This window comes from Leifsonia sp. 22587 (assembly GCF_052044215.1).
Classification (GTDB): domain Bacteria; phylum Actinomycetota; class Actinomycetes; order Actinomycetales; family Microbacteriaceae; genus Leifsonia; species Leifsonia shinshuensis_C.
Genome location: NZ_JBQENB010000001.1, coordinates 847419 through 860045 on the forward strand (window position 1 = coordinate 847419; position 12627 = coordinate 860045).

10 protein-coding genes are annotated in these 12627 nt (G+C 73.3%); 2 read left to right on the forward strand and 8 right to left on the reverse strand.

The genetic code is table 11. The features are described from left to right. Positions 1-386: 386 nt before the first annotated feature. From ACTJI1_RS04185 to ACTJI1_RS04205, 5 genes are all read right to left on the reverse strand, one after another. Complete coding sequence (locus ACTJI1_RS04185; RefSeq protein WP_440741656.1) at positions 387-1205, reverse strand: ABC transporter permease; 819 nt, start codon at positions 1203-1205, stop codon at positions 387-389. Then, a complete protein-coding gene (locus ACTJI1_RS04190; protein ID WP_440741657.1) occupies positions 1202-2218 on the reverse strand; it encodes an ATP-binding cassette domain-containing protein in 1017 nt (338 codons plus the stop codon). Before ACTJI1_RS04190 ends, ACTJI1_RS04185 begins: the two co-directional genes overlap by 4 nt. Before the next feature lie 116 nt (positions 2219-2334). Continuing rightward, on the reverse strand, positions 2335-2841 hold the full coding sequence (locus ACTJI1_RS04195; RefSeq protein ID WP_440741658.1) for a Clp protease N-terminal domain-containing protein: 507 nt from the start codon (positions 2839-2841) through the stop codon (positions 2335-2337). Next, positions 2834-3076, reverse strand: coding sequence for a helix-turn-helix domain-containing protein (locus tag ACTJI1_RS04200; RefSeq protein ID WP_440741659.1), 243 nt, complete (start codon positions 3074-3076; stop codon positions 2834-2836). Before ACTJI1_RS04200 ends, ACTJI1_RS04195 begins: the two co-directional genes overlap by 8 nt. 165 nt (positions 3077-3241) lie before the next feature. Further along, positions 3242-6661, reverse strand: a complete 3420-nt coding sequence (locus ACTJI1_RS04205; protein WP_440741660.1) for an ATP-binding protein — start codon at positions 6659-6661, stop codon at positions 3242-3244. A 51-nt stretch (positions 6662-6712) separates the two neighbouring features. On the opposite strand from ACTJI1_RS04205, the gene ACTJI1_RS04210 reads away from it, so the two are divergent. Then, the gene (locus tag ACTJI1_RS04210; protein WP_440741661.1) at positions 6713-7294 is read left to right on the forward strand and encodes a class I SAM-dependent methyltransferase; all 582 of its coding nucleotides are present in this window, start codon (positions 6713-6715) and stop codon (positions 7292-7294) included. A gap of 31 nt (positions 7295-7325) precedes the next feature. Here the strand turns inward: ACTJI1_RS04210 and ACTJI1_RS04215 are convergent, their stop codons facing one another. The 3 genes from ACTJI1_RS04215 to ACTJI1_RS04225 all read right to left on the reverse strand — a co-directional run bounded on the left by ACTJI1_RS04215 (position 7326) and on the right by ACTJI1_RS04225 (position 11703). Beyond that, positions 7326-8351, reverse strand: a complete 1026-nt coding sequence (locus ACTJI1_RS04215; RefSeq protein ID WP_440741662.1) for a YeiH family protein — start codon at positions 8349-8351, stop codon at positions 7326-7328. Positions 8352-8442: 91 nt separating this feature from the next. Further along, positions 8443-10035 (reverse strand): S53 family peptidase, encoded by a 1593-nt coding sequence (locus tag ACTJI1_RS04220; protein WP_440741663.1) that lies wholly within the window; start codon positions 10033-10035, stop codon positions 8443-8445. Between the two features lie 54 nt (positions 10036-10089). Beyond that, positions 10090-11703, reverse strand: a complete 1614-nt coding sequence (locus ACTJI1_RS04225; RefSeq protein ID WP_440741664.1) for a dolichyl-phosphate-mannose--protein mannosyltransferase — start codon at positions 11701-11703, stop codon at positions 10090-10092. A 57-nt stretch (positions 11704-11760) separates the two neighbouring features. Here ACTJI1_RS04225 and rsmI point away from each other — a divergent pair, with 57 nt between their 5' ends. After that, positions 11761-12591 (forward strand): 16S rRNA (cytidine(1402)-2'-O)-methyltransferase, encoded by an 831-nt coding sequence (gene rsmI / locus ACTJI1_RS04230; protein ID WP_440741665.1) that lies wholly within the window; start codon positions 11761-11763, stop codon positions 12589-12591. Positions 12592-12627: the final 36 nt, after the last annotated feature.

A 12627-nucleotide genomic window follows, 5' to 3' on the forward strand; every position in this document is an offset into this window, starting at 1 on the left:
TCGCCCGCGCGGCCTCGTCCGGGCGCGTGGCGGGACCGCGATTTGTGCCAAATCGCGGTTATGGGGCGGCCAGAACCGAGATTTGGCACAAATCTCGACACGCGTTGCGCCGCCCCGAGTGCGGGGCGCGATTTCGTCACGAATGTCGACTGTGGGAGGGCGGGAGCCGACATTCGGCACGAATGTCGCCCGCGCGGCCTCGCCCCGGCCGTGGCGGGCGCGCGATTTGTGCCAAATCGCGGTTATGGGGCGGCCAAAACCGAGATTTGGCACAAATCTCGGCCCCGCGCCCTGCGCCCGGCCCCCCGCGACCCCGCACCACGCGGAAGCGGCCGCCGCATCTCTCCGCAGGATGCGACGGCCGCCGTCGGGGACCGGCGCGCCGGTCAGGCCTTCCGCATGTAGGCGCGCACGGTGAGCGGGGCGAACACCGCGACGATCACGGCGGCGCCGGCGAGGGCGATCCAGCCGTCCGAGCCGAAGGTCCCGTCGTTCGCGAGGTCGCGGACCGCGGTGACGAGGTGCGACACCGGGTTGACGTTCACGAACCACTGCAGCCAGCTCGGGAGGGTGTCCACCGGCACGAAGGCGTTCGAGAAGAACGTCAGCGGGAACAGCACGAGGAACGAGATCCCCTGCACCGACCCGGCCGTGCGGGCGATCACGCCGAAGAAGGCGAAGATCCAGCTGATCGCCCAGGCGCAGGCGATGACGAGCAGCCCGGCCAGCACGACGAACCCGAGACCGGCCGCCGGGTGGTAGCCCATCAGGAAGCCGACCACGAAGGTGATCGTCGTCGCGATCGTGTAGCGCAGGGTGTCCGCGAGCAGGGCGCCCGACAGCGGGGCGATGCGGGCGATGGGCAGCGACTTGAAGCGGTCGAACACGCCCTTGTCCATGTCCTCCCGCAGCTGGACGCCGGTCACGACCGAGGTCGTGATGACGGTCTGCACGAGGATGCCCGGGATCAGCGCGGGCAGGTACGACTGGACGTCCCCGGCGATCGCGCCGCCGAACAGGTACGCGAACATGACGGTGAAGATGATCGGCTGGAGCGTCACATCCATCAGCTGCTCGGGCGTCCGCTTGATCTTCAGCAGCCCGCGGTGGGCCATGGTGACCGTGTTGGCGAGCGTCTGCCGGAGGCTGACGTGGTTCTTCAGGTTGCGCTCGGACGGCGCGGTGATGGTGGCGATGGCGGTCATGCGCGGATCCCTTCGACGGCGGCGCCGTCCTCTTCCTCGGCGGGGTGCTCGTCCGGCTGCTCCTCCTCGACACCGTGACCGGTGAGGGTGAGGAAGACCTCGTCGAGCGTGGGCTTCTGCACGGACATCTCCTGCAGGTGGATGCCGGCCTCGCGGAATGTGACGAAGAGGTCGGTGACGGCGTCCGCATCCCGCATGGGGGCGGTGATGCGGGAGCCTTCGGGCGACACCACCGCATCCACGCCGAGGACGGTCTGGATGGCGCGGCGCGCGTCCTCGATGTCGGCCGGGTCGGTGAGGCGCAGCTGCAGCGAGGACTCGCCCACCGACGCCTTGAGCTCGTCGGCGGTGCCCTCAGCCACGACGCGGCCGCGGTCGATGACCGCAATGCGGTCGGCGAGCTGGTCGGCCTCGTCGAGGTACTGCGTGGTGAGCAGCACGGTGGAGCCGGTGGAGACGAGACGGCGGATGGTGTCCCACATCTGGGAGCGGGTGCGCGGGTCGAGTCCCGTGGTGGGCTCGTCGAGGAAGATCAGCGGCGGCTGGGCGATCAGGCTGGCCGCGAGGTCGAGCCGACGGCGCATGCCGCCGGAGAACTTCTTCAGCGGACGCTTCGCCGCCTCGGTCAGCCCGAACTCCTCGAGGAGCTCGGCGGTCTTCCGCTTGGCCTCGCGGCCGCTCAGGCCGAGCAGGCGGGAGAAGATGATGAGGTTCTCGTTCGCCGAGAGGGTCTCGTCGACGGACGCGAACTGGGCGGTCACGCCGATCAGCTGGCGCACGACCTGCTGCTCCCGGCGGATGTCGTGGCCGAAGATGAACGCGTCGCCCGCGTCCGGCTTCAGCAGGGTGGCGAGCATGGAGATCGTGGTGGTCTTGCCGGCGCCGTTCGGTCCGAGGACGCCGTAGACGGTCCCGGCGCGGACGGTGAGGTCGACGCCGTCGACCGCGCGGTTGTCGCCGAAGACCTTGACGAGCCCGTGGGCTTCGACGGCCCATTCGGAACTGCGAGTCATGGTGATCCTTTCCTGGTGGGAATGGTGATGCTCCGATGGTGCCGACCCGCGCTTACACCGCCCTCACGTGCCGCTTACAGCGGGGGAGGGCGGATGTAAGTGGATGTGAGCGGGCGTCAGGCGGCGCGCAGTGCGCGGGCGAGCACGGCATCCCGGTCGACGCCCGCGAGCGTCAGGGCGCGAGGGACGGTGCCCAGCTCCAGGCCGAAGAGGGCGGCCAGGAGGTCCACCTCGGCCGCGCGCTGACGGCGGCGGGCGACGGTGACGCGATGCGCGCGCACCAGTGCCTCCTTGGCGGAGGCGCCCCAGCGGGGACGCGAGACACGGCGTGCCGCGGCGAGACGGTCCTCGCTCGGCGGCGTCACGCCCGCGACCCGCAGGCTCGCGGCGCGCTCGGCGGCGAGCACGGCGACCAGCCCCTCGTGGTCGAGCCCCGCCTCGGCGAGGGCGGCGCGGACCTGCGTCCCGCCGTCGGCGGACAGCGCGAGCAGCAGGTGCTCCGCCTCCACGAGTGGGGCGCCCCGGCGCTGCGCCTCGGCGACGGCGCCCAGGACGACCGGGCGGAGCGCCCGCGACACGGGCTGGCCGGGGAGGTCGGCGGCGGGATGCGACTGCTCAGACATTTCGTCTCCTCAGGTCGACGCCGGCCGCGGCCACCCGGCGCAGGTGCTTCTTGTGGACCGCCTGCCGCGTGATGCCGAGCGCGTCGGCGATCTGGGTCCAGCTCCAGCCCTCGCGGAGGGCGCGTTCGACCTCGGCGTCTTCGAGGCGGTCCGCGAGCTCGCGCAGGGCGACCACCGCGGCGAGCCCGTCGGCGACGCCTCCGAGCGGGTCCGGGAACGATGCTTTCGGAGTCATGGAAGCAACCTTAGTTGCTTATCGCCAGTTGTCAACCCGAGTTGCTTGAACGAAGGGGCGCAACACGCCGTTATCGGCGGCGGATAACGGCGTGTCGCGACCCCTCGATGGCGGGGCGGCGGTCGGGCGCGCGCATACCAGGCGGCGGCCCCGCGGCGCCGGCCGCTACGGCCGCAGGTCGGACAGCAGCCGGAGCCCGCGCGCCACGGCGTCGGCGGGCGACAGCGGCTCCACGGCGGCGGTCGCCGCCGCCAGACGGTCGCGGCCCCAGGTCGCGGCGATCCGGTCGGCGAGCGCGTCGCGGTGCAGACTCGCGACGTCCTGGCGGGCGTTCGCCCGGCCGGCGAGCGCGAACAGCGTCAGGCCGTCGTCGACCCAGGAGGTGGATGCGGCGTGCCGCTCCGCCGTGCGTGCGTCCAGCATCCACACGGAGAAGCCCGACATCCCCGAGCCGATCACCGGACGGTCGAGCGCCGGCGGGTTGAGCCGCGCGCTGACCAGGATGCGCCGGCGCAGGGCAACCGCCGCCGCATCCGTCTCGTCCCGGTCGACCACGTCGGGGTCGGTGCCGATCACGTGCAGCCGCGCGACCAGCGCCGCGGCGGCGAGCATGATCGTCCACGGGTTGAGGGTCCGCTCCGCCGCGGTCGGGGCGTCGCCGAAGGCGCCGAGCGCCTCGTCGTACAGCCGGACCGCCTCCGCCGGGTCGTCCTCGGCCAGCGCGATCTCCGCCATCCCGGCGTAGCCGATCGCGTAGTAGTCGGCGTAGTCGAATCCCGCGCGGTCCGGTTCGGCGGCCAGGTACCGCTCCAGCAGCAGCCGGCCGCGGGCGGTGTCGCCGCTCGAGATCGCGTTCATCGCGATCAGCCAGTCGAGTTGGCGGAGGTCGCCGTCCGCCTGCAGCTGGGCGAGCTGGTCGTACGCCCGCTGCCCCCACTCCAGGGCCTCGGCGGGATGCGCGAGCTGGCTGTGGCACTGGGCGATCGACTGCGCGGCCGACGCGAGCGACCACGCGTCGCCCGCCTCGTTCGCCCGCTCCCAGGCGCGGGTCGCCGAGGCGAGCGCCGCATCCAGCTCCCCGGAGTTCTCGCGCAGCTGGGCCAGCAGCAGGTTGCCGATCGTCGCGCGCTCGGGGTCGGGCGAGAGGGCGTACGTCTCCAGCAGCTCGAGCCCCTCCTTCACCTTGCCCGCGTTGAGCACGAGGGCCGCCATCGCATCGAGCCGCGAGTCGGCGAACGGCTTCGTGCGGCGGAGGTGCCGGAGGCCGGAGATCGCGCGGGCGGAGGTGCGCACGTCGATGAAGAGGAAGGTGCCGCCCAGGACGGTGTAGCAGGCGGCCGCCGCCTCGCGGAACTCGCCCTCGGGCTCCCAGCGCGCGAGGGCGTCCATCACGGCGGCCCCGAAGCCGATCACCTCCGAGTGCGCGCTGCGCAGCGACCAGTAGTACGACAGGGTGGCGAACACGGCGGCGACGGTCTCGCGCCGGCCGCCCTCGAGCGCCGAACGCAGCACGGTCACGAGGTTGTCCTGTTCGGCGGTGACCCGCTGGAACGTCGCCACCTGCTGCCGACCGTGCATCACGGAGAGCGCATCCCGGCAGAATGCGACGGCCCAGGCGTCCATCCCGTCGCGGACCTCGTCCTCCTCGCCCGCGGCGACGAGCGCGTTGTCGCCGAACTCGCGGACCGTCTCGAGCATCCGGTACCGCAGCAGCCCGGTGCTGCCGTCCTCGGTGACGGTCACGAGGGACTGCGCGACGAGCGCGTCCAGGTCGTCGAGCACGGTGGATGCGCGGCTGCCGGCCACGGCCTCCGCCGCCTCGGCGCTGAAACCGTCGGGGAAGCGCGAGAGCCGCCGCAGCAGGGCCTGCTCGGACGTGCCGAGCAGGTTCCAGCTCCACTCGATCACCGCGAACAGGGTGCGGTGCCGCTCCGGCGCGGTGCGCTCACCGCCGGTGAGCAGGGCGAACCGGTTGCCGAGGCGGCGCTCGATCTCGTCCACGGAGAGGGAGCGGGTGCGCGCGGCGGCGAGCTCGATGGCAAGGGGGAGGCCGTCGAGCCGGTCGCAGAGGCGTGCGACGACGTCGAGCGGGAGGACGGCCGCAGGCCGCGCAGCGCGGGCACGTTCCACGAAGAGGGCGACCGCCGGTCCGTAACCGTCGGCGGCCGCCGCGGACGTTCCGCGGGCAGCGTCCGCACCCGCCGAATTCGGGCCGGCCGCGCGCTTCCCGCCGGCGCCGTCCGCGCCCGCCGCGGGTCTCGCGCCGACGCCGTCCGTACCCGCCGCAGGCTTCCCGCCAGCCCCGTCCGTGCTCTTCAGCGAATCGAGCGGGTACACGCGCTCCGCGCCGATCGCCAGCGGCGCCCGGCTCGTCGCCAGCACTCGCACGGTGCTCGTCGAGTCGAGGATGTCCTGCACGTACGCGGCCACCGCATCCACGATGTGCTCGCAGTTGTCGACGATGAGCAGGGTCTCGCGCTCCGACAGCAGGCCCAGGATGCGGGAGCGCAGGTCGAGCTGCGAGCCCGGGTCGGTCGGACGCACGGCCCGTGCCTCCCGGATGCCGAGGGTGGAGGCGAACGCGAGCTCCACATCCTCGCCCGACCGCACGCTGGCCAGCTCGACGACGATCACCGCCGGCGTGTGGACGGCGCGGTTGCCGACCTCCTGCGCGAGCCGGGTCTTGCCGAGGCCGCCGGGCCCGAGGATGGTCGTCAGCCGCGAGGTCGCGACGAGGTCCTCGACCGCCTCCAGGTCGTACTCGCGGCCGACCAGCGCGTTCGGCGCGCTCCGCAGCCCGATGCGCACCCGGCGGGGAGCGGACGGCCGCTCGTCCTCGTCGGCGGCGAGCAGCTCCGCGTTGAGCGAGACCAGCTCGGGGCCGGGGCGCGTCCCCAGCCGTTCGAGCAGCGCCTCCTTCAGCTCGGCGAACGCGAGCAGGGCCTCGCTGCGCCGGCCCGCGGCGGCGAGCGTGCGCAGCTGTTCGAGGCGCAGCGTCTCGTCGAGCGGCCGCGCCTCGAGCAGCGGATGCAGATCGGCGAGCGCACCGGAGTGGTCGCCGGTCGCCCGGCGGGCGCGGGCCCGGATCAGCAGCAGGTCGTCGCGCAGCTCGGCGGCGGTGCGCTGCAGTTCGTCCGCGAGGGCGGTCGCGCCGAGCTCGGCCCCCGGCTGGCCGCGCCACAGCGAGAGGGCGGCGGTGGACTCGGCGACCGCCGCGGCCGCATCCCCGGCACGGAGGTCCGCCGTCGCCCGGTCGGCCGCGGCGCGGGCGCGTCCGAGGTCGGTCTGCTCCGGGGCGACGGCCAGTGCGTAGCCGCCGGGGGTGGACTCGAGCAGGCCGTCGGCGCTCGTCGTCCGCACTCGCGACACGAGCGTCTGCAGTGCGGCGCGCTCCTGGCGGGGCGGGCGGTCGTCCCAGAGGTCCTCGACCAGCGACGGGACGCTCGCCGCACCCCGGGCGAGCACCAGCGCGACGATCAGGCTCTTGCCGAGTGCGCCGGAGGGTTCCGTCAGCGTGCCGCGCCGGTCCTCCACGAGCACCGGGCCGAGGACGGCGACGCGGGGTGGCGGTGGCGCGGTCTGCACCCGCCCGATCATAGCCAGTGCGCCCGACACCGCGCGGGTAGGCTCGGCCCCATGGCGTTCGACTGGTCCCAGTTCTACGAGAAGCAGGGCGGCCGCGGTGTGCGTCCCACCTTCCAGAGCGCCCTCGCCGCTTGGGACGGACCGCCCGGCGAGGCGATCGACCTCGGCTGCGGCGACGGCGTGGAGACGCGCCACCTGGCGGAGCACGGCTGGCGGGTACTGGCGGTGGATGCGGACCCCGGCGTCGAGCAGCGGGTGCGCGCGGGGCTGTCCGCTGAGGCGGGCGAGCGTGTGACCGTCCGGCGGTCGACCTTCGAGCAGCTCGGCGAGCTTCCGCCCGCCGACCTCGTCTACGCGGGCTTCGCGCTGCCGTTCTGCGACGAGAGCCACTTCCCGTACCTCTGGGCGGACATCCGTGAGGCGCTGCGGCCCGGCGGAGTCTTCGCCGGCGAGCTGTTCGGCCCGAACGACGAGTGGGCGGGCCGCCCCGGCATGAGCTTCCACGAGCGGCGCCAGGTGGAAGGGATGCTCGCCGGGATGGACGTGCTGCAGCTGGCCGAGGACGACCGTCGCGGCATGTCGTTCGACGGCCCGAAGCACTGGCACGTCTTCCACATCGTGGCGCGCGCCTGACCCCTCGATGCCGCCGCCGGCCGCGCCTGCGTCAGGCGGCCGTGCTCACCCAGACGGCGGCCAGCGCGAGCGCGGCGATCAGCGCCCAGGAGGCGAGCGCGGTGACGAGCGCGCGCCAGCCGGTCCCGAGCAGGGTCCGCAGCCGCACCGCCGTGCCGAGCCCGAACAGCGCCATCGCGAGCAGGACCGTCTGCGCCGTATCCGCACCGTCCGTCACGGCGGCCGGGAGCGGCACGAAGGTGCGGATCAGCACCGCGAGCAGGAACCCCGCCACGAACAGCGGGACGATCGGCGGGCGCTTCACCGACGGGTCGCCGGCCACGTGGCGACGGCGCTCGACGACGGCCGCGATCGCGACCATCGGCGCCAGCATCAGCACGCGGGTCAGCTTGACCACCACGGCGACCGCGAGGGCGGCCGCGCCGGCGAGCTGCGCCGTGGCGACGACCTGGCCGACATCGTGCACGCCCGCGCCGACCCAGTGGCCGAACTGCTGCGCGTCCAGGCCGAGGGGATGCCACAGCAGGGGCAGCACGAAGATCGCGAGCGTGCCGCACAGGGTCACCAGGGCGACCGGGGTCGCCGCCTCCTCGTCCTTCGGCTTCACGACGCCGCTCATCGCCCCGATCGCGGAGGCTCCGCAGATCGAGAAACCGGTGGCGATGAGCAGCGGCTGGTGACCGGGCAGCCGGAGCAAGCGCCCGATCCAGAAGGTGCCGGCGAAGCTGAGCAGGACGACCGCGACCGTGGTGAGGATGGCGACCCAGCCGAGGTGGGCGATGTCGCCGAGGCTCAGCTTGAGTCCGAGCAGGACCACGCCGATCCGCATCAGCCGCTTCGCGCTCAGCGAGAGCCCGGGCGCCAGCCGGCCCGTCACCGCCGGGCGCGCGACCGGCAGCTGGCCGACGACGATGCCGAGCACGACGGCGGCCGTCAGCAGGGGCACGGCCGGAACGAGCCAGTGCACGCCCCACGCGACGGCCGCCGCGGCGGCGCACGCGACGAGGCCCGGAAGCCAGGGCGCGACGGGCCGGGCGACGGGGGATGGCGAGCTCACCGGTCCATTCTGCCGAGAGAACGGACCGCCGCCCGACCGCCCTCGCCGCGGCGACTGCCCTCGTCGCCGTGCCGCGCCGCCGCGCGCCCGCTCAGAGCGCCGACAGCAGCGACGTGCCGTTCGGCACGCCGAGGCCGGTGCAGGCGTCCCATCCCGGGGCCGCCCGGTAGGCGCCGTTGTCGCCCGTGGTGATGTCGCGGAAGCCGTCGGCGACCGTCCCCGCCGGCACAGCGTCGTAGAGCGCGGGCTGCGCGAGCCCCAGCGGCTTCCCGGTCGACTGGACGATCCGCGCGACGAGTGCCGCCCACAGCGGTGCGACCGCGCTGGTGCCGCCGATCACCGTGTCCTGCCCGTCGACCCGCACCTGGTAACCGGTCTGCGGGTCGGCGACCGCGGAGACGTCGGGCACGCCGCGACCGCCCGGTCCGTTGGCGGTCCCTCCCGCGTCGGTGCCGTCCGCGCCGGACGGCACGCCGACGCCCTTCTGCCACGACGGCAGCGGGAAGACGGCGCTGACGCCGCCGCCGGTCGCGCCGCCGCCCGTCCCGTTGTTCCAGACCGTCTCCGAGTGCACGGTACCGGTGTCGCCGTCCGCCTCAAGCCGCGTCCCGCCGCAGGCCAGGGCGTGCGGGGAGGAGGCCGGGAAGTCGACGTGGGGCCGGCCGTCGCCGACCCGGTCGCTGCTGCCGTCGTCGCCGGCCGCAGCCGTCGTCGTCACGCCGAGTGCGGCCGCATCCTGCAGCGCCTGGTCGAAGGCGGTGCGGGCCTGGGCCGTCCACTGGTCCTCCGACTGGCCCCAGCTGATGCTGATGGCGGCCGGGGTCGGGTCGGCGTGCGCGGCGGTCGACACCGCGTCGAGGAACCCGGCGTCGGTGTTCGGCGCGAAGTACACGACGATGTTCGCGCCCGGGGCGAGTGCACCCGCCACCTCGATGTCGAGCATCACCTCGCCGTCCGCGCCGTTGGGGTTGCCCTCCGGCGCGTTGGACCCGCCGTCGACGCCGACCGCGGTGACGGACGGTGTCGGGATGCCGAGCCCGGCGAAGTACGTGTCGAGATCGGACTGCACGTACCCGCCGCCGAGCTCGATGATCGCGATGGTCTGGCCGCTGCCGTCCGTCCCCTCGGGGAACTCGTAAACCCGGCCGAGTTCCGGCGGCGTGTAGCTGGTGCTGACCGCCGCTGCCGGGACGTACCGGAACTGCGCCCGCGCCTGGGGCCGGTCGTCGAGGCCGAGCACGGCGGTGACCACCCCGTCCAGCGCGGCCGGGATGCTGAGCCCGCCGGTGCGCTGCCGGTAGGTCGGCGCGTCGTCGCCGGCGTCGTCGCGGGTCGACTGCGCCAGATCGGTGCCGAAGACGCGCGCCATGGTCTGCACCGGGCCGGACACCCGCACCCGCCGGGCGCCCGCATCCACTTCGTCGATCGTGAGGCCGAGACCCTGGAGCGTGTCGCGCACGAGCGAGACGTCGTCGGGCGCCGCGCCGTACCGCTCGGCCAGCTCCTCGCGGCTCAGCGGCTGTGCGAAGGCGCTTTCCGGCAACGGCTCCCGGCGCCGCAGGACGAGGGTCGCGTCGACGCGCGAGTCCGGCGCGAGGCCGCCGTGGGCCTGGAATCCGGGTCGGTCGGGGCGCTCGCTCCCGGGCAGCGGGACGAGATCGAGGGGCTGTTCGGCATCCGTCATACCACTCGGTCTACCACCGCCCTCCGACACCGCCCAGTGCGTCCGGCCGCCCGGTCAGACCCAGCTGGGCAGCCACATATGGATCTGCCAGAACCAGAACGGCACCTGCTGGCCGGTCCAGATCGGCCAGAAGAACACGCTGACGAGTGCGCAGGCGACGAGGTAGACGCTGGTCCAGAGGATGCCGCGCCTCCGCCTCCGCTCCGGATCGTCGCGGCTGCCCAGGATCAGCGCGATGACGGCGGTCAGCGCCAGGATCAGGTACGGCTCGAACGCGATCGAGTAGAAGGTGAAGATCGTGCGGCCCATGTACAGCCACCAGGGCAGGTAGCCCGCCGCGAGCCCGGTCAGGATGAGGCCGATGCGCCAATCCCGTGTGCGGACGAGCCAGTACAGCAGGAACAGGATCGCCGCGGTTCCCGCCCACCAGATCAGCGGGTTGCCGAGCGACGTGATCGCCGCCGAGCACGCCGAGGACCCGCATCCGTTCTGTCCCTGCGTCGACCCGACGTAGTACATGCTCGTCGGCCGCAGCATCAGCGTCCACGTCAGCGGGTTCGACTGGTACGGATGCGGCGTGTGCAGGTTGATGCTGTAGTTGTACATCTCGGTCTGGTAGTGCCAGAGGTTCTGCACCCAGAGCGGCACCCAGGAGAGCCCGCCGGTCCACTGCATGTGCACCGACTCCGCCCAGTGCCGGTAGTAGCCGTTCCCCGTGAAGATCCAGCCGGCCCAGGTGGCCACGTAGGCGACGAAGGCGAGCGGGACCATCAGCACGAAGGTCGCGGGCGCCTGCTTGAGCAGCGAACCGCTGATGTAGAAGGGCAGTCCCTCGCGGCGTCGGGCCAGCGCATCCACCAGCACCGTGTAGACGGCGAAGAACGCGAGGAAGTAGAAGCCCGTCCACTTCACGCCCGCGCACAGCCCGCACAGGATGCCGGCGGTGATCAGCCACGGACGCCACCACAGGACCGGCCCCCACGCCGGGTCGCGGCCGTTAGCGCGCTCGGCGGCCACGCGCGCCGCCAGCCGGTCCGCCGCCCACTTGCGGTCGAGCAGGATGCAGCAGAACGCCAGCAGCGCGAAGAACATCACGAACCCGTCCAGCAGCGCCACCCGGCTCATCACGATCGCGTGGCCGTCGATCGCGAACAGGAAACCCGCGATCGTGGCGATCATCGTCGACCGGAACAGCGTCCGGGCGATGAGGAAGACGAGCAGCACCGCGAGCGTCCCGGCGATCGCCGTTGAAACCCGCCAGCCGAACGAGTTGTCCGGGCCGGTGGCGGCCATCCCGAGGCCGATGAGCCACTTGCCGAGCGGTGGATGCGCGACGAACGACGGATCGGAGTCGAAGATCTGCGTCTGGCCGGCCGCGAACCGCGCGTCCGCCTTGTCGGGCCAGCTGCCCTCGTAGCCGAGGTTCCAGATGGTCCACGAGTCCTTCACGTAGAAGGTCTCGTCGAACACGAGGGAGTGCGGCTGGCCGAGATTCCACAGCCGCAGCACGGCCGCCAGCAGCGTCACGCCGATCGGCGCGCCCCAGTACCAGACACGCAGCCGCGCGGGGGTGCGGAGGACGCGCGCCCACCAGTCGTCCAGGCGGGTGCCGGTGCGCTCCGGGGCGCGGTGCACGGCAGCGACGTCGGTGGCAGGAGCGGAAGTCACCCAGCCATGCTAGGGGCGCAGCCTCCGTGTCGCCTTTCGGCTGACAGACTAAGAGCCATGATCATCCTCGCGGCGACCCCGATCGGCAATCTGGGCGACGCCTCCCGGAGGCTCGTGGAGGTGCTCGGCTCGGCCACGGTCGTCGCCGCGGAGGACACGCGCGTCGCGCAGCGCCTGCTCGCCGGCCTCGGCGTCGAGAACCGGCCGCGGCTCATCGCGCTGCACGACCACAACGAGCGCGACCGGGCCGCGGAGCTCGTCGAGCTGGCGCGCGATCAGGATGTGGTGCTGCTCTCCGACGCCGGGATGCCGACCGTCTCCGACCCGGGCTTCCACCTGGTGGAGGCGGCCGCCGCCGCGGGCGTCGGCGTCACGGCGCTCCCCGGTCCGTCGGCGGTGCTGACGGCGCTCGCCGTCGCGGGGCTCCCCACCGACCGTTTCACGTTCGAGGGCTTCCTGCCGCGCAAGCACGGGGAGCGGCTGTCGGCGTTGCGGGCGCTCGCCGCGGAACCGCGCACGATGGTCTTCTTCGAGTCGCCGAACCGGCTGGCGAGCTCGCTCGCCGACCTCGCCGCGGTGTTCGGCGACGACCGCCGCGTGGCCGTCTGCCGTGAGCTGACGAAGCTCTACGAGGAGGTCAAGCGCGGGACTGCGGCCGAGCTGGCGGCGTGGGCGGCGGAGGGCGTGCGCGGCGAGATCGTCATCGTGGTCGGCGGAGCGCCGGCCCGCGCGGCCGACCCGGAGACCGCGGTCGCGCAGGTGCTCGCGCTGGTAGCGGCTGGGACGAGACTCAAGGACGCGGCCGCGGAGGTCGCCGACGCGACCGGACTGGGCAAGCGCGACCTCTATCAGGCGGCCCTGGCGGCGCGTTCTCCACAGGCGGAGTAACACGCGGGATCGCGCGCCCGCGCGCCCGTAGGATAG